General features: G+C 49.0%; 19 protein-coding genes and 1 pseudogene. 13 read left to right on the forward strand and 7 right to left on the reverse strand.

The features are described from left to right. Nucleotides 1-38 precede the first annotated feature (38 nt). From PRUB_RS17740 to PRUB_RS17775, 8 genes are all read left to right on the forward strand, one after another. Nucleotides 39-746 carry an ABC transporter ATP-binding protein gene (locus PRUB_RS17740; protein ID WP_198452372.1) on the forward strand — a complete coding sequence of 236 codons (708 nt, stop codon included), beginning with the start codon at nucleotides 39-41 and terminating at the stop codon, nucleotides 744-746. Between the two features lie 14 nt (nucleotides 747-760). Then, nucleotides 761-3154, forward strand: coding sequence for an ABC transporter permease (locus tag PRUB_RS17745; RefSeq protein WP_010384985.1), 2394 nt, complete (start codon nucleotides 761-763; stop codon nucleotides 3152-3154). Between the two features lie 88 nt (nucleotides 3155-3242). Next, nucleotides 3243-4409: an efflux RND transporter periplasmic adaptor subunit gene (locus tag PRUB_RS17750; RefSeq protein ID WP_010384986.1), complete on the forward strand. Its 1167-nt coding sequence runs from the start codon at nucleotides 3243-3245 to the stop codon at nucleotides 4407-4409. Between the two features lie 15 nt (nucleotides 4410-4424). After that, nucleotides 4425-7580, forward strand: coding sequence for an efflux RND transporter permease subunit (locus PRUB_RS17755; RefSeq protein WP_010384987.1), 3156 nt, complete (start codon nucleotides 4425-4427; stop codon nucleotides 7578-7580). A 212-nt stretch (nucleotides 7581-7792) separates the two neighbouring features. After that, the gene (locus tag PRUB_RS17760; RefSeq protein ID WP_010384988.1) at nucleotides 7793-8608 is read left to right on the forward strand and encodes a hypothetical protein; all 816 of its coding nucleotides are present in this window, start codon (nucleotides 7793-7795) and stop codon (nucleotides 8606-8608) included. Between the two features lie 171 nt (nucleotides 8609-8779). Then, on the forward strand, nucleotides 8780-9637 hold the full coding sequence (locus PRUB_RS17765) for a hypothetical protein (RefSeq protein WP_010384989.1): 858 nt from the start codon (nucleotides 8780-8782) through the stop codon (nucleotides 9635-9637). A gap of 187 nt (nucleotides 9638-9824) precedes the next feature. Then, nucleotides 9825-11882, forward strand: coding sequence for a S9 family peptidase (locus tag PRUB_RS17770; protein ID WP_010384990.1), 2058 nt, complete (start codon nucleotides 9825-9827; stop codon nucleotides 11880-11882). 83 nt (nucleotides 11883-11965) lie between these two features. Further along, nucleotides 11966-12367: a hypothetical protein gene (locus PRUB_RS17775; protein WP_010384991.1), complete on the forward strand. Its 402-nt coding sequence runs from the start codon at nucleotides 11966-11968 to the stop codon at nucleotides 12365-12367. 48 nt (nucleotides 12368-12415) lie between these two features. On the opposite strand, the gene PRUB_RS17780 is transcribed toward PRUB_RS17775, so the two are convergent. Beyond that, entirely contained in the window at nucleotides 12416-12883 is a 468-nt protein-coding gene (locus PRUB_RS17780) for a Dps family protein (RefSeq protein ID WP_010384992.1), read from the reverse strand. A gap of 469 nt (nucleotides 12884-13352) precedes the next feature. On the opposite strand from PRUB_RS17780, the gene PRUB_RS17785 reads away from it, so the two are divergent. Next, entirely contained in the window at nucleotides 13353-13562 is a 210-nt protein-coding gene (locus PRUB_RS17785) for a hypothetical protein (RefSeq protein ID WP_010384994.1), read from the forward strand. Between the two features lie 195 nt (nucleotides 13563-13757). Here the strand turns inward: PRUB_RS17785 and PRUB_RS17790 are convergent, their stop codons facing one another. The 5 genes and pseudogenes from PRUB_RS17790 to PRUB_RS17805 all read right to left on the reverse strand — a co-directional run bounded on the left by PRUB_RS17790 (nucleotide 13758) and on the right by PRUB_RS17805 (nucleotide 16387). Then, nucleotides 13758-14372, reverse strand: coding sequence for a PGAP1-like alpha/beta domain-containing protein (locus PRUB_RS17790; RefSeq protein ID WP_010384995.1), 615 nt, complete (start codon nucleotides 14370-14372; stop codon nucleotides 13758-13760). Nucleotides 14373-14402: 30 nt separating this feature from the next. Next, nucleotides 14403-14741 (reverse strand): YaeQ family protein, encoded by a 339-nt coding sequence (locus PRUB_RS26475; RefSeq protein WP_242065258.1) that lies wholly within the window; start codon nucleotides 14739-14741, stop codon nucleotides 14403-14405. Beyond that, a pseudogene (locus tag PRUB_RS17795) lies at nucleotides 14715-15305 on the reverse strand (esterase/lipase family protein); the annotation flags it as partial. The gene PRUB_RS26475 and the pseudogene PRUB_RS17795, both read right to left, overlap by 27 nt. Nucleotides 15306-15335: 30 nt before the next feature. Beyond that, nucleotides 15336-15875 carry a YaeQ family protein gene (locus PRUB_RS17800; RefSeq protein WP_010384996.1) on the reverse strand — a complete coding sequence of 180 codons (540 nt, stop codon included), beginning with the start codon at nucleotides 15873-15875 and terminating at the stop codon, nucleotides 15336-15338. Nucleotides 15876-15952: 77 nt separating this feature from the next. Next, nucleotides 15953-16387: a hypothetical protein gene (locus PRUB_RS17805; RefSeq protein ID WP_010384997.1), complete on the reverse strand. Its 435-nt coding sequence runs from the start codon at nucleotides 16385-16387 to the stop codon at nucleotides 15953-15955. 96 nt (nucleotides 16388-16483) lie between these two features. Between PRUB_RS17805 and ylqF the strand changes: the two genes are divergently transcribed. Continuing rightward, complete coding sequence (ylqF, locus tag PRUB_RS17810) at nucleotides 16484-17437, forward strand: ribosome biogenesis GTPase YlqF (RefSeq protein WP_010384998.1); 954 nt, start codon at nucleotides 16484-16486, stop codon at nucleotides 17435-17437. Between the two features lie 1514 nt (nucleotides 17438-18951). Here the strand turns inward: ylqF and PRUB_RS17815 are convergent. Then, the gene (locus PRUB_RS17815; RefSeq protein ID WP_010384999.1) at nucleotides 18952-19836 is read right to left on the reverse strand and encodes a hypothetical protein; all 885 of its coding nucleotides are present in this window, start codon (nucleotides 19834-19836) and stop codon (nucleotides 18952-18954) included. A 128-nt stretch (nucleotides 19837-19964) separates the two neighbouring features. Between PRUB_RS17815 and PRUB_RS17820 the strand changes: the two genes are divergently transcribed. The 3 genes from PRUB_RS17820 to PRUB_RS17830 all read left to right on the forward strand — a co-directional run bounded on the left by PRUB_RS17820 (nucleotide 19965) and on the right by PRUB_RS17830 (nucleotide 24364). Beyond that, nucleotides 19965-21266: a GntP family permease gene (locus tag PRUB_RS17820; RefSeq protein ID WP_010385000.1), complete on the forward strand. Its 1302-nt coding sequence runs from the start codon at nucleotides 19965-19967 to the stop codon at nucleotides 21264-21266. Between the two features lie 332 nt (nucleotides 21267-21598). Further along, a complete protein-coding gene (gene fusA / locus PRUB_RS17825) occupies nucleotides 21599-23686 on the forward strand; it encodes an elongation factor G (RefSeq protein ID WP_010385001.1) in 2088 nt (695 codons plus the stop codon). A gap of 255 nt (nucleotides 23687-23941) precedes the next feature. Continuing rightward, a complete protein-coding gene (locus tag PRUB_RS17830) occupies nucleotides 23942-24364 on the forward strand; it encodes a hypothetical protein (protein WP_010385002.1) in 423 nt (140 codons plus the stop codon). The last annotated feature ends 66 nt before the right edge of the window (nucleotides 24365-24430 follow it).

The raw sequence follows: 24430 nt of genomic DNA on the forward strand, positions 1-24430 counted from the left end.
ATGGCACAATGGGGTGTCGGTTTGTCAGCGGGGATAGTATGACACAGATAATAGCAATGCAGCACATCAGCAAAGTGTTCGAAACCGAAGCACTGCAAACACACGCTTTGCGTCAGGTGAGCCTGACCATAGAGCAAGGCGAGTTTGTTTCCATCTCCGGCCCGTCCGGGTGTGGTAAATCCACTTTGCTGTCTATTATGGGCTTGCTGGACGAAGCCAGCAGTGGGCAATACCTTATTCAGGGGGTCGAAGTTGGCACCCTGACCGCCGATCAGCGGGCAGAATTAAGAAATCGTCACATCGGGTTTATTTTCCAGTCTTTTAATCTGATCGATGAGTTGTCGGTGTTTAATAATGTGGCATTGCCGCTGCGTTATAGCGAGACCCGCCTGTCGCGTGAGGAGGTGCACAGTCGCGTACAAAGCTGTCTCGACAAGGTGGGGTTATCGCATCGTGCCGGGCATAAGCCAGATCAGCTCTCTGGTGGACAGCAGCAGCGGGTTGCCATTGCCCGGGCACTGGTTGCGCACCCCAGCATTCTATTGGTGGATGAACCCACAGGTAACCTCGACTCCAAAAGTGGTGACGCCGTGATGCAACTGATCTCGCAGCTGCATCAGCAAGGGACGACTATTTGTATGGTGACGCATGATCCCAGGTATGCCGATATGGCACCGAGGCAGATCCGTCTTCTCGATGGTGAAATCGTCGGCGGCAGTCACACTCATCGCAGTGCGATTGCCTGAAGGAATGCTGTGACATGGGGTTAGATATTCAGGACGCGCTGAAGGCGTTGTATACCCGTTGGCGTATGACGGTGTTTTTTGTTGTGTTGTTGTCCAGTGCCATGGCGGCCTTGCTGGTCGCCGGCGTGATTGCCTGGCAGGCACATGGTCCATTGCCTTATGATGCACCGGAGCGGCTTGCCTGGGTGGATGGTGAGTTGCGCAATGAGCAAGGCGAAGTGACGCTCAGCGAATCGTTGTCTGTACCTGCTGCCTGGCAGTTGCATCAGACGCCCGGGTTATTCGAGCTGGCCACGCCACTTTACTACACAGATATGCTGTATGTGGATCATCCTGAGCAGCCAAAAATTGCGGCGGCACTGGTCGAGCCGGGTTATTTTTCCTTGTTTAATCTGTCACTGCAAAGTGGTGACTATTTTGCCGCGTCGTCTTTACAGGGGCAGCAAGCGCAAAGTGCTGCGCAGGCGGTTGTCAGTGCGCGTTTTGCTCGACGTTATTTATCGGGCCAGGAGGCCAGCGGGCAGGTGATCCAGCTCGATGACCGGCGTTTTCAGGTGGTGGGCATTCTCGCCGAGGACAGCCGGGAGCCGGAGCTGTTGCGAGCTGCACATTATAGTGATGTCTTTTTACCTTTTTTTAGTCATACCGCGACCGACATGACCCCGTTTGCCGATATGGCGATCCGTAATAATGTGTTGCTGGTCGGCAGGACCTTACCTCAGGCTAATAAGGTACTGCATTCAGAAGCCATGCAGCTGAGTGCCCGCATCAATGCACTGACACAGCAGTATGGATTTGGTGAAACAACCCTCCACCTGACGCTGCGCCCGCTCGACACCAAACTCAAAGGGGCGCTACAGGGTATGGGACAATGGCTGGTTGGCGCAGCACTGGGCGTGGTCGTGGTGACCCTGTGCAATTTGTTTGCGCTGTATTTACTGGATTTTAAAAGTCGCCAGTCGCAGCTGGCGTTACATCTGGCACTGGGGGCGCGTCAGTCCCGGCTGTTTCGTCAGGTGTTGTGCCATGCGGTTGCGCTGTTTGCCCTTGCGGCTATGGTGGCAACGGGGCTGGCACCGGGCTTAATGGCACTGGTGCAATACTGGGGGGAGGATATTCTGGGCAGCATCACCTGGTTGCAGTTGTCCTGGCCTGCTTATCTGGGGATGTGGTGTGTGGCGTTATTACTGGCCTGGGGGTTTGCTCGTAGTGTCTTTACCTTTGTTGACTTACGTGGGCTCAGGCAGCAACTCAGTGGCTCTGGTAAAGGTCAGGTAAAGCAATTACCAGGCTGGCTCAGTCGATTACTGATCAATACGCAGTTGACGATAGGCATGGTGGTGCTGTGTTTTAGCATCTGGTTGTTAAGTCATTACGGTGCACAGATTGGCAAAGCACAGGGCTTTGATGACACGGGCTTAATCCAGGTGCAGATGCAGCAGCTGGATTTTGAGCGCGGCGAACAAAAAGCCCGGGCACGACGTCAGCTCAGTGAAGCCAATATTGCAACCTTGCTGGCTCAGCCTCAGATAGCCGCGGCCAGCATGGCTGCCAATGATCCACTGGAAATGTCGTGGGTCGAACCCATCAGTACGGTGCCAGACAGTGCCCGGCAGCTGACCGCTTTTGGGCAATGGAGTGGCGTGGGCTACTTTGAAACCGTTGGCCAACGCGTGCTGGCAGGTCAGGCGTTCAGTGCGGATCAACTGACGCTGGATGCCCCGGCAGAGGTGGTGATCATAAACCAAAGCCTGGCGGGTAAGTTAGGCCTGACGCTGCAAGATGTCGGCACTACTTTGTATTCTCGCGATCAGCGCCCGGTCAGATTGCAAGCCATTGTAGAAGATATCTATTCGCCGACCCTGGGGACGCCGGACATAGTGTATCTGCCACATAACTTTTTTGTCACTAATCTGATTATCCGGCTGAAGCCAGGGCTGTCGCTCGCAAAATCTGATCTGAATGCTCTGCTGCGCGTACAAGATCCTACGCAAAGTGTATTTCAGTTAACCAGCATGACGGCGCGTGCCGCTGCGCTGAGTAAATCGGCCCGGCTCAGTGCCTATACGGGGATCACCCTGAGTCTGTTGATGTTGCTGCTGGTCGGTGCGGGCTTATATGGGGTGTTGGGCTACCTGGCGCTGTTGTCTGCACCTGTGTGGCACATCAAATGGCAGGTGGGTGCCAAGGCGGGCACGTTGCTAAAAGAGCAATTGATCAGGCGCTTTTGTCAGGTCTTACCAGTTGCTTTTGTGGCATTGTTGTTACTTACGCTGCTGTGCTGGGTATTTAAAACGGCGTTGCTGGGCCTGGTAACCAGCTTTTTAATGGCTGTTACCTTTATGTTTTTAATGGTTTTATTGCTGGACTATTACCATACTAAAAGCCAACTGAAAGATTTTTGCTAAATCAGTAACAGATTCTTACAAATGTCACGTTATTGAACGTCTCTATATTGGTAAGATAGGCAGTAGGAAAATATCAATAGGTAAAGTCATGAAAGCACAAGCACTAAAATGGATCTTTCCCGTTGTGGCGTTGGGCCTTGGGGTGGCAGGCTTTTCAGCCATCAACGCGGTCGCAAAGGGTGAGGAAGATGAGCAGGTCGTGGATACACGCCCTGTGGTACAGGTCGAATCCGTTCAGGCACAGGATCATCAGGTTCTTATTCAGAGTTACGGTGAAGTCACACCACTTGAAACAACCCAACTGTCTGTTCAGGTAGCCGGCGAAGTCGTTTACTGGCATCCCAGCTTTTTGGCCGGCGGCGTGGTTGCGAAGGGCGATATTCTGCTCAGCATAGAAAAAGACAATTACGAAGCGGCGGTATTACAGGCCGAAGCTCAGCTGGCCAGTGCTGAGGCGGCCTTGATTGAAGAGCAGGCACAGGCAGACGTGGCAGCAGACGAAGCCAAACGTTTCCCTAACAAAAAACACACCGACCTGTTTTTGCGTAAACCTCAGGTGATGAGTGCCAAAGCGGCGGTTAAATCTGCCAAGGCCGCATTAATGCGTGCCCAGCGTGACCTGGATAATTGTGATGTGGTTGCACCTTTCAATGGTTTGATTGTGTCTCGTGACGTGGGCCTGGGTCAGTTTGTGTCAACGGGCAGTGTGGTTGCCCAGCTTAATAACATTGAGCAAGCCGAAGTGGTGATCCCCATCGCAGGTTTCGATTCAGTGTTTTTACCTGAAACCGTGGGTGGTACCAAAGCGACTGTGTTCAATAAAGGCGTGAATAGCTTTACCCGCGAAGCGCAGATCCATCGTGACCTGGGCACCGTTGATACCCAAACACGTATGAGCAACCTGGTCGTGCGTATCGAAGATCCATACGGTCTGAACAGTGATAAACCAAAAGTGAAGTTTGGTACGTATGTACAGGTGAGCTTTTTAGGTAAAACGCTCAAACAAATCTATCGTTTGCCACAAGAGCTGGTCAATAACCAGACGGTCTGGTTGATCAATGACAATGCGGAGCTTGAGCCTCGTGAGGTACAGGTGGTCCGTGAGGAAGGGGAATACTTCCTGGTGGGTGCCGGACTGAACAACAGTGACAAGGTGGTTGTCACCTTACCTGAATACCCACAGCGTGGTATGTCGGTGAAAGTTGCGGGTGCAGATGAGACCAATACGCAGGGCTCTGGCCTGGAAAAGCTATAACGGCAGGGACGGATAATGAGTGAACAACCAACACCAAAGCAAACGGGGCTGATAGCCTACTTTGCGCATAACCCGGTCGCTGCGAATCTGATGATGTTCTTTATCCTGATCATGGGGATCATCAGTTACTTTACGATCCAGCGTCAGATGTTTCCGAGTATTGAGCTTAATCTCATCTCGGTTAATGCGACCTATCCGGGTGCTTCGCCACAGGAAATTGAAGAAAGTATCCTGATAAAGGTGGAAGAAGCACTGAAGGATGTGACGGAAATAGACAAGGCGGTTTATCGTGCCTACCGTAACGGCGGTAGCGTGCAGTTGGAGATTGACACCAGCGCTGAGCTGGCCGATGTCGCCGATAAAGTACGCTCCCGGGTCGATGGTATCGCAACCTTCCCGGCCTCGATGGAACCGATCCGTGTGCAACAAATAGAGTTTACTCAGGATGTTGTACAGATGGCCCTGGTGGCTGATCTGCCTCTGACACAACTGAAGCCGTTGGCGAAAGAAGTCGAAGATGAGCTGTTGCAGCTGTCTAATATTTCTTTGGTCGATCGCAATATGCCGGAATATGAAATTGCCATTGAAGTTGACCCGGATGCGCTGCGCCGTTACAACATGTCGATGGAAGAAGTGGCCACGGCGATCAGTCGCTACTCAACCAATGTCTCAGCCGGTCAGATCCGGACCAATTCGGGCCTGATCTCCGTACGGGTCGAAAATCAGAAATACCGTGGTAACGAATTCCGCCGTATCCCGGTTAAAGTGGGCGAAAACGGCGCTAAAGTGCTGTTGCAGGATGTTGCAGAAATCAAAGACGCCTTCATTGAAGGTGAATTCTACTTTCAACTCAATGGTGTGAACGCCGCTTATCTGTCGGTGAAAGCGACCAACGATCAAAACATGGTGCCAATCGCCAATACGATCCACTCTTACATTGAAGCGAAGAATAAAACGCTACCAGAAGGGGTTGAGTTAACGGCCTTTGTGGACATGACTTATTACCTTGAAGCGCGTCTGGCCATGATGAAAAAGAACATGTTCCAGGGGGCGATTCTGGTCGCCATTATGCTGAGCATTTTCTTACGCTTTAAGCTCGCGTTCTGGGTTATGGTGGGTCTGCCTGTGTGTTTCCTGGGCGCCATTATGATGATGCCGGTATTTGGCATCAGTATGAACATTGTGTCTCTGTTTGCCTTTATCATGGTGCTGGGGATCGTGGTGGATGACGCCATTGTCATAGGCGAAGCCGCCTATACCGAAATTGAGCGTAAAGGACCTGGCGTGAATAACGTGGTGGTTGGCGCGAAACGGGTCGCCACACCGGCCACATTCGGGGTATTGACGACCATGGCGGTGTTTGCCCCTATGGTGTTGTCGAGTGGCCCGGAAGCGGCGTTCTTCAAATCGATAGCGGTTGTGGTGATGCTGTGTCTGGCCTTCAGTTTGATTGAATCTAAGTGGATCCTGCCAGCACACATTGGCCATACCAAGTTTTCACCGATGCGTGAGGGCAGCTGGCGTGCGAAGTTCAACACGCGTTTCTTCGCCTTTGTGAATGGGCCTTACCGCAACCTCATTGAAACCTGTGTACAGTGGCGCTGGACGGTGCTGTGTGGCTTTGTTGGTATGCTCATACTGAGCGTGTCACTGATCACCTCGAATCAGGTCAGGTTTGTGGCGATGCCCAAAGTACCACACGATTACCCTATGGTGAAACTGACCCTGAACGACAATGCCTCGGACTCGCAAACGTTGGAAGCGCTGACCATCATCGAAAACATGATGTTGAAAGTGGAAGACGAGATCGAGCAGGAATATGGACAGCGCATGATCAAAGACATCATGGTCTGGAATGAGGGTCGTACAGAAGGCAACGTGCTGGCGGTATTGGTAGAAGAAGACGACCGCCCGTTTGATGCCTTTGAGCTGTCGCGTCGCTGGCGTGAAAACATGCCGGACATTGCTGGTGTGAAGTCTTTGCTGGTAATTGATGACGTTAACGATGAAGGTCAGGGGCAGGGCGAGTTTGGCTATCTGCTGTATGGTCCGGACATCGATATGCTCAATGCTGCGGGTCGCCAGTTTATTTCTATGCTGCAACAAGAAAAGGGTCTGTTTGATGTGAGTTCAAGTATCGACCCGGAAAGCAAAGAAGTGCAGCTGGTGCTCAAGCAGGTGGCGTACGATTTGAACCTGAGCCTGTCAGACATTGCTAACCAGGTAGGCATGAGTTTCTATGGTGGGGAAGCGCAGCGCGTGATCCGCGATGGTGAAGAAATCAAAGTGATGGTGCGTTACCCGCGCCTGGACAGGGAAGCCTTCTCATCACTGAAGCATACGGTCATCACAACGCCTGAGGGCAAAGACGTGATGCTGGGCGATGTGGTTGAGTTCGTGGAGCGCCCGGGTGTGAGCTATATTCGTCGTGAAAATGGCTACCGCACTGTGTATATCTACGGCAACATTGATGAGCAGGTGATTGAACCTAATCAGGTGGTTGAGAATATCAAAAATAACCTGTTGCCTAAGCTGTTTGAACAGTTCCCTGAAGTGAAGACCGAACTGGGCGGTGATATCGAAGAAGATCAGGCGCAGGCCAACGAGCAAATGATGTTCTTCATTGCCGGTATGTTTATTGTTTATATCTTACTGGCGGTGCCGCTGAAGAGTTATGGTCAGCCGTTAATCATTATGTCGGTGATCCCGTTCAGCCTGGTCGGTGCCATCTGGGGCCATTGGTTCTTTGGTCTGGATATGAGCATGATGTCGACTTATGGTCTGATTGCGGCGGCGGGGGTTGTGATCAATGACTCGCTGGTCATGACCGATTATGTGAACCAGGTGAGAAAAGAAGGCGTGAAGCTGAAAGATGCCGTGGTTGAAGCCGGGTGTGCGCGTTTCAGGGCAATTACCCTGACGTCTATCACCACCTTTGCCGGTGTTATGCCCATCATCTTTGAGACCAGCTTACAGGCTAAGTTTGTGATCCCCATGGCGGTATCACTGGGCTTTGCGGTGCTGTTCGCGACCTTGATCACCCTGGTGCTGGTACCGTGCCTGTATATCATTCTAATTGATATCAGCAAGGTATTTGGCGGGTTCTTCGGTGTGTTTGGTAAAGCCGCACGTCATGTTATGAATCGCGGGGCAAGTCAGCCGCAAGGCTAACTATCTGCCAAAGTTACAACCTTTAGAGGCCAGCATTCGCTGGCCTTTTTTATTGGTTAATGAGGTAAATTTTTTGTGTATATTGTGGTTTTATTAAGTTGCAATAAAATGTACCTTTATTGTATATTAAATGTAGTATTTGATGAGTGGTTTTATCGCTGCTCTTAGATACTTTGTGTTGACGAACTATGGAATTAATAAAAGGAAATTAAATGAGTCGTTTTTATTTTGCTATTTATACAATGCTAGTTTTCTCTTCTCTTCTTAATCAGGTGGAAGCGAAGGATGGTATTTTTTTCAAATCTCAGGGATATGAAATTGGGGTCGACCCCGAATTTGAGAACCGTAGTGTATCTCGTTTGATGTTTAGAGTGGACTGTGGTTATTACGGTAACTGCCAGACCAATGAGTTTCAGACTAAGTTACTGGAAGATTTTGCTGCCGCTTTGAAATATCGTCGTTTTTACAAGTATGTAGAGCGTTGGTATGATCCTTGTTTCCAGGTACATGAAAATTGTATACCTCATGATGTCAATCCAGGTGTCAGCTCATCTGATAAACTGAATGAAGACTACGCTGATATTCAGTCAGGTAACCGCAGGCCACAGCCTGAGCCTACACACCCTGGCTTCTTTACCAAATTATGGGACTCTGTAGCCACAGCAGTTGGTTCGACAGTGGTTGCAGAGGTCGCCGATTACTTTAAGAGCGAAAGCGTCAGAGACAAGAATGGCATGCCAATATATGTTGTAATTGGACCAACTACCAGCAATGGTCAAAGTAAACCAAGCTCCATGTGCAGAGTTACCGTTAACCTTTGTGAGCCTGTTGATGAAGTACAATTCGAACATTTGAATGGCGACACAATGCTGGTTACGTATCCGCATGGCAATGGCCATGGAGAATATCGAGAAAGAGAAAATCAGCTAGAGAAGCTGTTTGAAAGATTAGAATATCAATGCCATTTCGTGTACACCGGGGTGTTACCAAATCTGACCGCGCAGGTCACGTGTTATTATCGCCCGTAGTCATGGCGATATATGTTTCGACATAACTGCAATTCATCTGGGCCAGCATTCGCTGGCCTTTTTTATCGATCTCACAGCATTCATTGGATGTGTCATTTTTAGGTAAATTCAATTGCACCCAATGTGACTTTATTGTATCTTTTGTGTGAACATTATTATAAGGAGAATGTGATGTTTAATTTAAAGGTTTTATCAGGCAGTCTTTTGCTTGCCGCAGGCTTGTCTGCATCCTGTTTTGCGTCAGCAAATGAAAAACCAGGGATCTTTTTTAAGTCGCAAGGGCAAGAGGTTCGGGTAATATTTTCCGAGAGCTCGCGCACTGGTCAAATCAGCACAATTAAGTTTATATATGACTGTAATCGCAGTGACAATTGTATTACTAGTTCCTTTCACGATAGGTTGTATTATGATTTTGCCGCGGCGATGAAATATAAGCGGTTTTATAAATACGTTATGCTCGTCGTCGACCCCTGTTTTGATAATCCGAGCTGCATTCCTCATAAGGTTGATCCTATCACTTTAGAAGAAGACAACAGTTTATACGAGAGTGCTGTGGATTTGTCGGATGGTGAAGATCAAATCCAAAGGGTTATCAGACGCCCTAATCGGCAGCCTGACGATCCTGCGATTGCCAATAAGTTTTTGGAAGGATTGGCTGGAGCGATTGGCTCTGAGGGAGTAAAACAATTAGCGGACTTAATGAAGGACAAAAGCAAAAAGTCAACTAACCAGGGGGGGGTTCAATTTTATGGTATGAATCTTAAACGGGTAGGAAATCAAAATGTGCCTCAGAGTTTATGTCGCCTTGAAGGGAGCTACTGCACAGATATAGATGCCGTGCGGTTCGATCACTTACCCGGCGGTAGGGTTTTGGTTGAATACGACCATGGTGATGGTCGGGGTGAATATCGTGAGCGTGAGGATGCAATGCAAGACATGTTTGATGAACTGGATTATCAATGCCGATTTACGTATACCGGGGTATTGCCCAACCTGACCGCTCAGGTCACTTGCTATTTTCGCCCCTAGTCAGAATCGTGGACGGTGTGACACTAAGCGTGTGACGCAAGAGTGAAATATCATCTGGGCCAGCATTCGCTGGCCTTTTTCTTTTGCAGATAGAATCCCTGCGGCTCACAGTGAATTAAATGACATCTCAGGCGTTTATTTGCTATGTTAGGATCACAATGATTTTTAACAAATTAGGAACAAGTGAGTGACCAAAACCCTGACCCCGCCAGTGGCTAAAAAAGTGCCACACACCATGACACATCACCAACACCAAAGGACAGACAACTACTACTGGATGCGTGACGATAAACGTCAGGACGCTGAGATACTAGACCATTTGCGTGCTGAGAACGCCTATTGTGAGGCGAAGATGGCAGCGCATAAAGGGCTACAGGACCAGTTATTTGAAGAAATGAAAGGTCGCATTGTCAAAGATGACAGCACGGTGCCGGTTAAGGACGGGCGTTTTTGGTATATGAGCGAAGTCAGCGGCGACGATGAATATTCTCGTCACTACCGTGGCGGCGACGAAGCCATGACGGACAAGCAATTACTGCTGGATGTCAATCAGCTGGCGAAGGCTTACGAGTTTTTTGAACTGGGTGACATTGCCGTCAGCCCCAATGACAATTTGCTGGCCTACAGTGAAGATACGGACGGTCGGCGTATTTATACGGTGCGCTTTAAAGACTTACAAAGCGGCGAAATGCTAAGTGACGTACTGACTGAAACCGAAGGGGAAGTGGTCTGGGCCAACGACAGCAAAACCGTGTTTTACGTCCGTAAAGACTTGCAAACCCTGCTGGGTTATCAGGTTTACCGCCATGTTTTGGGGACGCCGCAAAGTGACGACCAGCTGGTGTATGAAGAGCAGGATCGTCAGTTCTATATGGGCCTGGGCAAGAGTCGCGATGAAAGCGAAATCTACATTCATCTGGCGGCGACGGAAACCACAGACATTCTGGCGCTGTCGGCTGATGAGCCGCTGGGTAAGTTTGAACCTTTGCTGGCCCGTACGCCGGGTCATGAATATGGGCTGGATAAGCTGGGCGAGTATTACTACCTGGTGTCGAACCGGGCAGCGAAAAACTTCCGCCTGTTGCGTGCCACTAAAGATACGCTGGCAGAGCCAGAACAGTGGGAAGAGCTCATTGCACATCGTGAACATGTGCTGCTTGAAGGCATGGAATTGTTCAACAGCCACTATGTTGTGACGGAGCGTGAGCGCGGTCAGATCCGCTTTGTGGTGCACGACTATGCCGGGCACAGTTATCAGCTGAAATTTGATGATGCCTGCTTCTACGCAGGCCTGGGCTATAACCCTGAGCCCGATGCTCAGGTGGTTCGGATCTATTATTCAAGCCTGACTACGCCAAGCAGTATTTATGATTTTGCACTGGATGGGGGCAAAAAGACCCTGAAGAAGCAACAGAAAGTCCTGGGTGAATTTAATCCGGAGCACTATGCGTCTGAGCGATTACATATCCCTGTACGTGACGGTGTCGAAGTGCCGGTGTCACTGGTTTATCGTAAAGATAAGTTCAATAAAGATGGCACCAACCCCTTGCTGCAATATGGCTATGGTGCCTACGGGATCACCATAGATCCGAACTTCTCCAGTAACACGCTGAGCCTGCTGGACCGTGGCTTTGTGTATGCCATTGCGCATATTCGTGGTTCAGAAATGCTGGGTCGTCACTGGTATGAACAAGGTAAAAAAGCGCATAAGCAAAATAGCTTTAACGATTTTGAAGATGTAACCCGGGCTTTGGTCGAACAAGGGTACGGCGCTGCGGACAAAGTATTTGCTTCTGGCGGCAGTGCCGGTGGTCTGCTGATGGGGGCCGTGGTGAATCAGGCGCCTGCGCTATATCGTGGTATCGGTTGTCATGTGCCGTTTTTAGATGTGCTCACAACCATGCTGGACGAAAGCATTCCGCTGACCACCAATGAATATGACGAGTGGGGGAACCCCAATGATGAGGCGGATTACCGTACTATTTTGGCCTACTCACCCTATGACAACCTGCGTGCAGGGGACTATCCTAATATTCTGGTAACAACTGGCCTGCATGATTCTCAGGTGCAGTATTGGGAGCCGATGAAGTGGGTGGCGAAGCTGCGAGAGTTAAAAACCGATAACAATCAACTGTTGTTTAAAACCGATATGGATGCCGGACACGGAGGCGCTTCAGGTCGCTTTAAGAGCCTGCATGAAAAAGCCCTGGAAATGGCCTTCTTTATTGGTTTGTTAGAGCACTAACTGGGGCAACCGCCGGTTGGCATCTGTCAGCCGGTTTGCCAGAAAACGTGACACAGGTGATACAAACGTTTGGAGAACAAGGTATGTTTGCAGCACATGGAAAATGGCAAATCGACATTGTGCCGCCAGTGATATTTGTGGATCTGGTTGGCGCATTTAATCGTGAAGGCGTGCGAGCGTTTGAGCAGCAGGCTCTGGCTGAGATTGCGCCTTATACCGATGGTGAGCTTCAGCGGGTGGTGATAAACCTGACCCAATGTGAACTGGCAACCGCAGACAGTCTGGCTGCATTGCAGGTGTATTTTGCAGATGTGGCCCAGCGTGGTTATCAGGAAATTGATTTTATTGGAGTGAACGCGTTGTCGCGCCAGTTACTGACACAACTGTGGCAGGCACACCCGGTGAAAGTGTTATTTTACCTGGATGCGGACGCTTACCTGGTCCAGCACCCGCATTATCGTGATGCGACGTCCTGGCTGAGTTGAGTCGCCTTGTTTGAGGTGGAGGGCGTGCCCTCCACTTATCATTGAGTGTTATGCAAGATACGCTTTAAGCATCCACACCAGTTTTTCCTGCTCTTTGATGTAATCACTCATCATTGCTGCGGTGCCTTCATCGCTGGCATCACCCGCCTGCTCCAGAATATCGCGCTGCATTTTAATCAAGGTGGTAAAGCCATCCAGTAAGCGTTTTACTGCTTCCTGGCCATCACTGATCCCTTTCGCTTCACTGATTTGACTGTGCTCCAGGTAATCGCTGAAGGCGTGCAAAGGAGTGCCTTCAATGGTCAGGATACGTTCTGCGATTTCATCGACCTGAAGCAGCAACTGGTTATAAATTTCTTCAAACTTAACGTGTAACTCGAAGAAGTTACGGCCTTTGATGTTCCAGTGAACACTGCGGGCATTCATATACTGGATCTGGTAACTACTTAACAGGGTATTGAGGCTGCCTACCAGTGCCTGACTTTTCTGACTGTCTAATCCAATACTGTTGCTCATTGTTTACTCCTGTACTGTGGTTAAAAAAGAGGACGCGACATGGTGCGTCTGATTGATGCTTAGTGTGACTAAAAAGGCGGCAGATGCCAAATGGGAAAAGTCGATTGCAGGTATCGAGATTATTGAAGACAGTGCCGCCATGCAAGCGTCTCATGGTTGGAAAAAATAAGATATAGCAGCAGCTTAGCGCGGGTGTTAAGGATGCTTAAAGTTTGCCAGTTTGCGACGCCGTGCCCCAACAACGACTGCTAAGTTGATCTATCTCAAACGTAAAATGGGTTGTCTTTTCGCCACAGCAGCGCTTTGATTTAGGTCAAAATTTCCACGATCCAGAGGCGCATAATGAACTTAACAGGCACAGAGCGTGAACTTTTTCAGGGTAGTGTAAGTGCGTATCTGAGCCATCCCGTTAGGTTGTTATTTCGGTGTGCCAGAGCACAAATACTGTGCAGCACCCAAGGAGCGTATCATGCAAGGTAAAACCCCTTCTCAACATAAATCCGAAATCGCTGTCGTAGTGATAGCACTGTTGACCTTTGTCGTGGGCCTGGTTGGCCACCTGGCAGGTGCCAGCTATGCAAATTCAGATGCGTTCGGTTATATCGCAGCGCCCATTCCACTGATTGTGGGGATCATCGCATTGGTGGCATACAAAATTGCAGCCAACGGCGATCATTGATTATACCAATTTGCTTAATTAAGTGGTCTATTTTGAGGCGAGAAAATAGGGTCGATAACACCGCTCCCGCGTCCTGCTATCGCTGAGGCACCTACATCCCTATAGGCGAGGCAAAAATTTTGCTATTTAGTTGTTCTAAATAAGAAATTTTTAACGCCGTTAGCGTCCTATTTGCTCCTTCAAATAGACCAGGTATTAAGTGAAATTGGTATTACGTTCGAGTATGTCGACGATGTAATCGAGCACCGTCCGGGAATAAATTAAGGTGGTATGGCTGAGACGAAAGATCTTGTGCTCGGCCATGCCCTGCAACTTGGTTTCGTCCAGTAGCACGGTGCCATCGGAACGGCTGCCTTTTTTCAACAGCGGCATCAGACCAATTGGCAAGTCTCCGGCGATACTATAAAGCTTGGCTTTAAACGGCCAGTTTTGCTGTTGGCTGAGCAGGTATTCGACACTGTTTTTGAGCAGCATATCGAAGCCGTGATCATGCATGTGTTTGGCGATATAGCTGCCTTTGTGTGGTGTCCCCAGGGTGATCACTTTGCTGATGGCCGCACTGGCGGCTGAATTGTGAGTGAGGTAATCCCGGGCCACCAGGCCACCCATGGAGTGGCAGACCAACGCGGCATCATGGCCCGCAACAAAGGCATCGATTTGTTCAAAGATAGCGTGTCTGTCGGGTGTCAGCGTGTTGTAGCTGAGATTGAGGATGTCAAAGCCAAGTTTTTCCAGACGCTCGCACAGCGGGCGCATGACAAATCCAGACATATACAATCCATGTAAGACGACCACTTTGGTTACTGCCATTGTTTTTACCTCTTTTGCACCTGGGTGAGCTTATCCTTGTAGTGTTTCGGGGATCAGGTGCACGCTGTGTTGTTCATCACTGAACCAAATCTCGCCATCCTGCACTGTGACGGTTAATGCCATTGTACGCGTTAGCATTTCAGCCATCACGCTGGTGGCGCTATAAGGCAGGCTGATGATTTTTAGGTTGCTATACTGGCGCAGGGTGTTTTGGTTCTTTTGCCACCATGGGCCTTGGTTGTTCTCACCATACGTATAAAGTACCACTTGTTTGGCTCGATTGCTGGCTTTTTTCAGCCATTTTTCTTCCGGCAAGCCAACACTGAGCCACAGCTCGAGTTCGAGTATGTCGACGATGTAATCGAGCACCGTCCGGGAATAAATTAAGGTGGTATGGCTGAGACGAAAGATCTTGTGCTCGGCCATGCCCTGCAACTTGGTTTCGTCCAGTAGCACGGTGCCATCGGAACGGCTGCCTTTTTTCAACAGCGGCATCAGACCAATTGGCAAGTCTCCGGCGATACTATAAAGCTTGGCTTTAAACGGCCAGTTTTGCTGTTGGCTGAGCAGGTATTCGACACTGTTTTTGAGCAGCATATCGAAGCCGTGATCATGCATGTGTTTGGCGATATAGCTGCCTTTGTGTGGTGTCCCCAGGGTGATCACTTTGCTGATGGCCGCACTGGCGGCTGAATTGTGAGTGAGGTAATCCCGGGCCACCAGGCCACCCATGGAGTGGCAGACCAACGCGGCATCATGGCCCGCAACAAAGGCATCGATTTGTTCAAAGATAGCGTGTCTGTCGGGTGTCAGCGTGTTGTAGCTGAGATTGAGGATGTCAAAGCCAAGTTTTTCCAGACGCTCGCACAGCGGGCGCATGACAAATCCAGACATATACAATCCATGTAAGACGACCACTTTGGTTACTGCCATTGTTTTTACCTCTTTTGCACCTGGGTGAGCTTATCCTTGTAGTGTTTCGGGGATCAGGTGCACGCTGTGTTGTTCATCACTGAACCAAATCTCGCCATCCTGCACTGTGACGGTTAATGCCATTGTACGCGTTAGCATTTCAGCCATCACGCTGGTGGCGCTATAAGGCAGGCTGATGATTTTTAGGTTGCTATACTGGCGCAGGGTGTTTTGGTTCTTTTGCCACCATGGGCCTTGGTTGTTCTCACCATACGTATAAAGTACCACTTGTTTGGCTCGATTGCTGGCTTTTTTCAGCCATTTTTCTTCCGGCAAGCCAACACTGAGCCACAGCTCGATTTCGTCACTGTAGTTTTTTAGCCAGATATCCGGTTCGTCTTCGACACATAAGCCTTTACTGAAACTGAGTCCATCCTGATATTCCAGTGCAAATGCCAGTAGCCTGACCATCACGCGTTGGGCGTTTTCTGATGGATGTTGTGCCAGCGTGACACTGATGTCCTGATACACATGACGGTCCATATCGCTGAGCGAGAGGTTGGCCTTTAAAATAGTTGATTTGAGTGCCATTGCCTGTCCAATTTAGCAAAAACGCCATTATATCGGTAAATACACATTTTGTGCGGGGAAAATCAGGCTGATCTACGTTAGTCAAAATGCAGGTAGTAGCGGAACAGACAAGCCTGCAAAAGTGCGCAGCCAGGCAGTAACCAGAGCCCGTTAAAAGTCAGTGTGAGTATCAGCAGTATGGCGGGCAGGGTTGCGTAGAAAACAAGATGGCCATTGGTATAGCGGCCGCACAGCCAGTGAACCGGCAACCCAATGGCGAGCCAGCCTATCACGGAGAAAGCGAGGTAAAATGCTGAGAAGAGCGCGATGGTGGTAAGCAGGCGGACCGTTTCCATTGGACCGGGGAAGTCATCAAACATCAAGGCCGCAATACCCAGCAATAGCAGCAGGCCAGTGTAAAAGACACTTTTGACCGCGGCACTGTCCCAGTTTCCTTTCAAAACACATGCTCCCTGTTTGGTGTAACCTGTTGCTGCATCTTTGATCCCCCAATATCCACGTTTATAGTACACTATGCGTTATTCATGTGTCGCGTGGCCGGGTTGCAGAAAGTATGTTTTCTGTGCGTCTACAGTCTGACACAGCCAGATTTAATAAGGTAGAAAACGATGAGCAGAACAGGTATCCAGTGGTTTCCGGGACATATGAACAAGGCGCGCAATGAGATCAAAGAGATCATGCCGCAGATGGATGTGATTATTGAAGTGCTGGATGCCCGTATACCCTACAGCAGTGAAAATCCCATGGTGGGGCAGTTGCGCGGCGACAAACCGGTCATCAAAATTCTGAACAAGGCTGACCTGGCCGACCCTGAGCAGACACAGGCCTGGATGGATTACTTTGAGCGCGAAGATGGCGTCAAAACCCTCGCATTTGGCCATGACAAGGGCAACGAGGTACAGCGGATCAATGCCTTGTGTAAGAAGCTGGCACCGCAAAAGGTGGGTCAGGATAAGCAGCTAAAGGCCATGATCATGGGGATCCCCAACGTCGGTAAATCTACCTTAATCAATATTTTGGCCGGACGAATTGTGGCTAAGACGGGCAACGAACCGGCGGTCACTAAGGCCCAACAGCGTATTAAGCTGGAAGACGGCATTATGCTGTATGACACGCCGGGCATGTTGTGGCCTAAAGTAGAAAACGAAAACTCGGGATATCGTCTGGCTGCCACCGGTGCCATTCGTGATACTGCAATCAATTATGAGGAAGTCGCCAGTTATACCGCTGAGTACCTGTTACAGGCTTATCCTCACCTGTTACAGGCGCGCTATAAAATTGATGAGCTGCCTGAATGCGACTGGACCTTTATCGAAATGGCGGGACGTAAGCGCGGCTGTATTCGCGGTGGTAATCAGGTCGATACGCACAAAATGTCGGAGATCCTGATCAACGAACTGCGCGATGCTGTCATTGGCCGTATCACCATGGAAACACCACAAATGCGGGATGAGGAAGAAGAGATGGTGGCGCAGTTGCGTCTGGCTGCAGAGGCGAAGAAAGCAGCCAAAGAGGAAGAAAAGCGCCAGCGCCGCGCGCGCGCGCGTAAAAACCGTCGTTAATTCATGGGGTTGAAGTAAAAATCAGGCATAAAAAAAGCCCGGGGCAGGGCTTTTTGATTTCATATCTACCGTCACCGATATGAGCAATGTAGCAAGTAAAATGTGAGTTGGTTGCCTGTGAGCCACATCAAGGGGCGTTAATGTTTTTCACCTGCAACCAGAGCTTTTTGCGTAAGCAACACGTATTTCTGAGTCGAGAAACAAACTGAGTACTACAACAAATTGAGCCGTCAACCTCTCTTTGTTGATAATGATTATCAGTTAGATCTAATCGGGTGTCAATACCTATTTGAAATTAATTCTCATTTAGGTTGTCCTGTGTCAGGCAGGTAAATTCCGGACATAAAAAAAGCCCTGAGCAGGGCTTTTTACATTCATATCTACCGTCACCGATATGAGCAATGTAGCAAGTAATATAGTGGGTTGCCTGTGAGCTGCACCAAGGGGCGTCAGTGCTTTACACCTGCAACCTAAGCTTTTTTGCGTGAGCAACACGTACTTATTCTGGGTCGAAAACAAGTTAAAACATCAACAAATTGAGCCGTCAATCTCGCCTTGTTGATAATGATTATCAGTTAGATCCGGGTGGGTGTCAACACTTATTTGAAACTAATTCTCATTTGCGTTTTTGTAATTGGATCATCAGGCAGTAAATTTCAGGCATAAAAAAAGCCCTGGTCAGGGCTTTTTACGTTCATATCTACCGTCACCGATATGAGCAATGTAGCAAGTAAAATAGTAAGTTGGTTGCAAGCATCCGGCATTAAGGGGCGTTAATACTTAACACCTGCAACCTGCGCTGTTTACGTGCGCATCACGTGTTTCAGGGTCGAGAAACAAATTACGTACTTCGACAAAGTGAGCCGTCAATCTCGCCTTGTTGAGATTGATTATCAATTAGATCCTTGTTCCTGTCAATGACTTTTTGAAAATAATTCTCATTTAGTTTGTCCCTTACTGCTTGCTGTTGTGCGGGGCTTTACACCGATGTTTTTGATGATGTGGCTGGCGCTTAGTTGTCATGGAGAATATGAAAGAGAGTCTGTCTTCGTTCAGAAATGAAAAAAGCCCTGAGGAGGGCCTTTTGGGATCATATCTACCGTCACCGATATGAGCAATGTAGCAAGTAAAATATAAGGCGGTTGTTGAGTTACACCAAGGGGCGTCAATGTAACTCATTAACAACCAGTGCTGTTATCGTGCGCGACACGCGTTTCAGGGTCGAGAAACAATTAGAGTAACAAAATGAACCGTCAAGTCACTTTGTTGAGATTGATTATCAATTAGATCTTTGTGCCTGTCAATTGCTTTTTGAAAATAATTCTCATTTATATTTTGGGTGTGTTGTGTTTAACCATTGTAGGCAATTGACACTGAAGGTGCGCCCTCATCCCGTACTAAGCATGTCCTATGTCTGGGTTTCAGGGCGCAACATAAAGTGCCGGCATACACCCTGGCGTCGCATGTGCGGGTAACACTGACATGCGAGCATCAGGGTGAGTAAAGGCGTGGGCTTAGTGTGCTTGCAGCCAGTAATAGTAGTCAGTGGCATCGTGAATATCGACGCGCTGTTGCGCGGCTTCCAGCTCACCAATGATCTGGTGTAAATGGGCAGGGTCCTGCCAGGTATTGCTGACATCTACGCCCAGTCTCACCGAAAAAGTCGGGGAGGCCAGTGCCCGTTCATCAGCAGTGGCATTCAAAATGGAGGCGCTGTTATCCCGCTCGTAAGCCATAATTGAAATCCCATCTAGCACTTCTTCAAGTGCGGCAAAAAAGGCCGTCCCCTGATCGGCCCAGCCAATTTTTGCCGAGCTGTCATACCAGGTGGGAATATCGGCGTACAGCTTTAACTGCGCCATACCCTGATCATCCAGCAAAGCCCTGATGGCTTTGAATGTATCTATGAGCTGCCACAACAACGCCTGACGAGACTGGGGCGTGCCTTGCTTCCATTCAGTCAGTGCGTGGGGCTCAATATCCAGGTGCAGTGCTGTAAATTCAGCATCAGGCGCAGCATTGCGCTGATAATCGATCAGGCGAGTTTGTAATTTATTGAGCATTTTGCTGTGATTTTGCGCGAAAACCCAGGTATTTTGCGCCATTAGGTAATGTGACTGAACACCGTTCGCAGCAAGTGCCTGATTCCACTGTGCGACGGCCTGAGACTGTGTTTGTGTATATTGTCCGTAGGAGCCGTAAACGGTGGTGATATGTTGTTGTTGCAGCAAATCGATCAGCGTCTGTTGCGTCGACTGGCTGGTGATCATGGCGGATGCCCCCAGCGGATCTCCGCCTTTTTTCCACAGCCAGGTTGCGCGTTCTGTCGCTTGTGCACAGGCACTGGTAGCCAGCACCAGTGCCAAGAGTGTTCCCAGAGAAGTGTTGTTTTTAGCCATGTTTTGTTCCCTTTATAGTTGTTCGATAGTCGGTGAACCCCCTCAGTAAGGATCTGCTTGGGTGCTCGATCCCGGTGCCAAATTGCCGTATAACTAACCTTAAATAACAAAAAATCAACAGGACATGTATGCTGAGTTTACTTGGCTTAATCGGCGCACTGGCGTTACTGATTGGCCTGACCCTGCGAGGGGTCAACTTGTTTATCGCTGCGCCTCTGTGCGCATTAATCGTGGCGCTGACCAGTGACATTGCTATTTTTAATGCCACCGCTGGTCAACCCTTTGTGTCTCTCTATATGGCCGGATTTGCCGGGTTTTTGCAAGCCTGGTTTTTAATGTTCCTGCTGGGCTCCCTGTTTGGCAAGTTTATGGAGGACAGCGGGGCTGCCGATGCCATTGCCCATTATGTGATTGGCAAAATCGGTATGAAATACGCGGTGTTAGCTGTGGTGCTGGCCTGTGCCTTGCTGACTTATGGCGGCGTCAGCGTGTTCATCGTGGCGTTCTCTGTTTATCCTATGGCACTGAGCTTGTTTAAGGATGCCAATTTACCCCGGCGCTTTATTCCGGCCGTGCTGGCATTTGGTTCCGTGACCTTTACCATGACCTCTGCGGGGTCGCCCGAAATTCAGAACTGGATCCCAATCAAATACCTGGGGACTTCGCCCTATGCTGCCTGGCAGGAAAGTCTGGTGGTGGCTATTTTTATGGCGGGATTAGGCTATGTGTTACTGAGCTGGATGATCCGCCGGGCGGTGGCCAATGGCGAATGTTTTGTGGCGCGGGATAATGACCCTGAACAGATCCAGCGCAACTTACCGCACCCGATCACGGGTTTATTGCCCTTGCTGGTCGTGTTGATTTTGTCATTTACTCTGCATAGCACACTCCAGCAAAACGCGCTGATCGTCGCATTACTGGGGGGAGTGCTGACGATATTAGCGATTAACTTCAGGCATTTTCATAATTTATCTCAGGCGGTGAACTTAGGCACCACAGGGGCTTTGGTGGCAATAGGCAATACTGCTGCGGTGGTGGGATTCGGTGCGGTGGCCAAAGGCACGCCGGCCTTTAATGAGGCCGTTGCCCTGATGACCAGTATTCCCGGCAACGAATTGCTCGGTGCCGCGATTGCGGTCAGCGTGATCGCCGCACTGACAGGGTCGGCATCGGGTGGACAGGCCATTGCCCTGCCATTGGTGGCGCCACATTATCTCGACTTAGGCGTGGATGCCAGTCAGCTTCACCGGGTGGTGGCGATCAGCTCAGGTGCACTCGACACTTTGCCGCACAATGGCTATGTCGTGACCACAGTGCGGGCGATCTGTGGCGAGAAGCACCAGGATGCGTACTGGCCATTGGCGGTGTTGACTGTCTTGGTGCCTTTGCTGGGGGTTGGGCTGATCCTGGGCTTGTTTATCTGGTTTTAGCGCCCTCAAAGCAGACGTTATGCTCAGAGGCGAGATCATCGTCAAAGCCCCTGTTTTAGGTAAGCCCGGGCAGCAATCAGCGGTTATTTAGGCGATTAAAATGGCCGCTGATTAGGCTCGTTCATCACACTTTGGTTACTAGATAAAATGGGGACAGCCTTTATCTGACGGCGTTTTCGAACGCATAAAAGCCATCTAAGCAAAATACATTCCAGTAGAAACCACTTTTTTCTCAAATTGATTGCATTTTAGACGACTTGAAGGATGATGTTCGCCTAAAGAGGTGATATACTCCCGCCGAATAATTTTTCTACTTTAAATAGAGCAAAACAATGGCAGATTTATCAAAGTACAGAAACATTGGTATTTTCGCGCACGTTGATGCGGGTAAAACTACCACCACTGAGCGTATACTAAAGCTTACTGGTAAAATTCATAAAACCGGTGAAGTACACGACGGTGAGTCTACAACTGACTTCATGGAGCAGGAAGCTGAGCGTGGTATTACAATCCAGTCAGCTGCGGTAACTTGTGAGTGGAAAGGCCACCGCTTAAACGTTATCGACACTCCTGGACACGTTGACTTCACAGTTGAAGTATATCGTTCACTGAAAGTACTTGACGGTGGTATCGGTGTATTCTGTGGATCTGGCGGTGTTGAGCCTCAGTCAGAAACTAACTGGCGTTACGCGAACGAATCAGAAGTTGCACGTTGTATCTTCGTAAACAAGCTTGACCGTATGGGTGCTGATTTCTACCGCGTAGTAGATCAGGTTCAAAACGTACTTGCTGCTAACCCACTTGTTATGACGCTGCCTATCGGTATCGAAGACGAGTTCTGTGGTGTTGTAGACGTACTTGAGAAGAAAGCGTACGTTTGGGATGAGACTGGTCTTCCTGAAAACTACGAGATCCAAGACGTACCAGCAGACATGGTTGACAAAGTTGAAGAATACCATGAAATGCTGATCGAAACTGCGGTTGAGCAAGACGACGACCTGATGGAAGCGTACATGGAAGGTGAAATGCCTTCTCTTGAGCAGATCAAAGCATGTATCCGTAAAGGTACTCGCGAGCTGGCGTTCTTCCCAACTTTCTGTGGTTCTGCGTTCAAAAACAAAGGTATGCAGCTGGTACTAGACGCGGTTGTAGATTACCTGCCTGCGCCTACAGAAGTTGACCCTCAGCCGCTTACTGACAAAGAAACAGGTGAGCCTACTGGTGAAGTTGCAACTGTTGATGCTGAGCAGCCGCTTAAAGCGCTTGCGTTTAAGATCATGGATGACCGCTTCGGTGCCCTGACCTTTATCCGTATCTACTCTGGTCGCATGAAAAAAGGTGACACAGTACTTAACTCTGCAACTGGTAAAACAGAGCGTATCGGCCGTATGGTTGAGATGCAAGCAGACGAGCGTAACGAACTGACTGAAGCACAAGCGGGTGACATCATCGCGGTTGTTGGTATGAAGAACGTTCAGACTGGTCACACTCTATGTGATCCTAAGCACGAATGTACTCTTGAAGCGATGATCTTCCCTGAGCCGGTAATCTCTATCGCGGTAGCACCTAAAGATAAAGGTGGTAACGAGAAGATGGGTATCGCGATCGGTAAGATGGTTGCAGAAGATCCTTCATTCCAGGTTGAAACTGACGAAGATTCAGGCGAAACCATCCTTAAAGGTATGGGTGAACTTCACCTTGACATCAAAGTTGACATCCTTAAGCGTACTTACGGTGTTGAACTTGTTGTTGGTCAGCCTCAGGTTGCTTACCGTGAAACTATCACGCAAGAAGTTGAAGATAGCTACACGCACAAGAAACAGTCTGGTGGTTCTGGTCAGTTCGGTAAGATCGACTATCGCATCAAGCCTGGTGAGCCTAACTCTGGCTACACTTTCTCATCTTCAGTTGTTGGTGGTAACGTTCCTAAGGAATTCTGGCCAGCAGTTGAGAAAGGCTTCAAGATGATGATGGACGAAGGTGTTCTAGCTGGCTTCCCAGTACTAGACGTTGAAGTTGAGCTGTTCGACGGTGGTTTCCACGCAGTTGACTCATCAGCTATCGCTTTCGAAATCGCAGCTAAAGGCGCATTCCGTCAGTCAATCCCTAAAGCAGGTCCTCAACTTCTTGAGCCTGTGATGAAGGTTGACGTGTTCACACCAGAAGACAACGTAGGTGACGTAATCGGTGACCTTAACCGTCGTCGTGGTATGATCAAAGACCAAGAAGCTGGCGCAACTGGCGTTCGTATCAAGGGTGAAGTACCACTATCTGAAATGTTCGGATACATTGGTCACCTGCGTACTATCACGTCTGGTCGTGGTCAGTTCTCAATGGAATTCTCTCACTATGCACCTTGCCCGGCAAACGTTGCTGACGCAGTAATCGCAGCTGAGAAAGAGAAAAAAGCAGCTAAGTAATTAGTTGACTGATTTCTGAAAAAAGGCCGCATTCGCGGCCTTTTTTAATGCCTTTTTTTACCTCTTATAAATAGATTGGTTCTTTTTCGGGTAAAAAATATAAATAAAATCATGCCATCATTTCTCTCCAGTTAGCGTGCCCAACTATTGCTAAAAATAATATAAACGGACTTGATTTAGGGACTTTGCAACTTTATCATTAGAGTCCAGAGTCAGTCGATTCTGTTTGTGATTGAGTAAAATTGGGAGGTACTCATGAGAACCATAGATTTGGATATCAGCTGGTTTGCCGTTTTAGCCACAGTATGTGGTATTTCGCTGTGTTATGTGATGATGAATTTGGTGGCGCTTCACGGCGTAGCATCGTCACTTGTGGTTGTATCACTGTCTGGTGTCGCTTTGATTGTGCTGATGACACTGACCGACAAGCGCTTTGTACATATCGATAAAGCAGGAATTTGTTATCGCACATGGGTGAAAACACAATATGTGCACGCAGACGAAATCGCGTCACTGGAGCTACAAAAGCTGGGTCCATTGCAATGTTTAAAGGTTGTCCTTCATAACAACCGAAGTTTGTCCTTTCCTTATTGGTCTATAGATGATGTCGAATTGCAAAAAGCAGCTCAGGTATTGTCTGTTCCGATATTGGGGAAAAGCCATCAAGTAAAAGCTTGATGAAATATTAATTCACTTCGCTTCACCAAGTGATATGACTTAAAACTGAGAGCAAACAAAAATGCG

The organism is Pseudoalteromonas rubra (genome assembly GCF_000238295.3).
GTDB classification, from domain to species: domain Bacteria; phylum Pseudomonadota; class Gammaproteobacteria; order Enterobacterales; family Alteromonadaceae; genus Pseudoalteromonas; species Pseudoalteromonas rubra.

What these genes read in the sequence shown, in the direction of transcription:
- PRUB_RS17780 (WP_010384992.1), bottom strand. Translation starts at nt 12,883, where the DNA reads ATGAGCAACAGTATTGGATTAGACAGTCAGAAAAGTCAGGCACTGGTA.
- PRUB_RS17745 (WP_010384985.1), top strand. Translation starts at nt 761, where the DNA reads ATGGGGTTAGATATTCAGGACGCGCTGAAGGCGTTGTATACCCGTTGG.
- PRUB_RS17765 (WP_010384989.1), top strand. Translation starts at nt 8,780, where the DNA reads ATGTTTAATTTAAAGGTTTTATCAGGCAGTCTTTTGCTTGCCGCAGGC.
- PRUB_RS17775 (WP_010384991.1), top strand. Translation starts at nt 11,966, where the DNA reads ATGTTTGCAGCACATGGAAAATGGCAAATCGACATTGTGCCGCCAGTG.
- PRUB_RS17815 (WP_010384999.1), bottom strand. Translation starts at nt 19,836, where the DNA reads ATGGCTAAAAACAACACTTCTCTGGGAACACTCTTGGCACTGGTGCTG.
- fusA (WP_010385001.1), top strand. Translation starts at nt 21,599, where the DNA reads ATGGCAGATTTATCAAAGTACAGAAACATTGGTATTTTCGCGCACGTT.
- PRUB_RS17820 (WP_010385000.1), top strand. Translation starts at nt 19,965, where the DNA reads ATGCTGAGTTTACTTGGCTTAATCGGCGCACTGGCGTTACTGATTGGC.
- ylqF (WP_010384998.1), top strand. Translation starts at nt 16,484, where the DNA reads ATGAGCAGAACAGGTATCCAGTGGTTTCCGGGACATATGAACAAGGCG.
- PRUB_RS17750 (WP_010384986.1), top strand. Translation starts at nt 3,243, where the DNA reads ATGAAAGCACAAGCACTAAAATGGATCTTTCCCGTTGTGGCGTTGGGC.
- PRUB_RS17755 (WP_010384987.1), top strand. Translation starts at nt 4,425, where the DNA reads ATGAGTGAACAACCAACACCAAAGCAAACGGGGCTGATAGCCTACTTT.
- PRUB_RS17785 (WP_010384994.1), top strand. Translation starts at nt 13,353, where the DNA reads ATGCAAGGTAAAACCCCTTCTCAACATAAATCCGAAATCGCTGTCGTA.
- PRUB_RS17790 (WP_010384995.1), bottom strand. Translation starts at nt 14,372, where the DNA reads ATGGCAGTAACCAAAGTGGTCGTCTTACATGGATTGTATATGTCTGGA.
- PRUB_RS17800 (WP_010384996.1), bottom strand. Translation starts at nt 15,875, where the DNA reads ATGGCACTCAAATCAACTATTTTAAAGGCCAACCTCTCGCTCAGCGAT.
- PRUB_RS17740 (WP_198452372.1), top strand. Translation starts at nt 39, where the DNA reads ATGACACAGATAATAGCAATGCAGCACATCAGCAAAGTGTTCGAAACC.
- PRUB_RS17760 (WP_010384988.1), top strand. Translation starts at nt 7,793, where the DNA reads ATGAGTCGTTTTTATTTTGCTATTTATACAATGCTAGTTTTCTCTTCT.
- PRUB_RS17830 (WP_010385002.1), top strand. Translation starts at nt 23,942, where the DNA reads ATGAGAACCATAGATTTGGATATCAGCTGGTTTGCCGTTTTAGCCACA.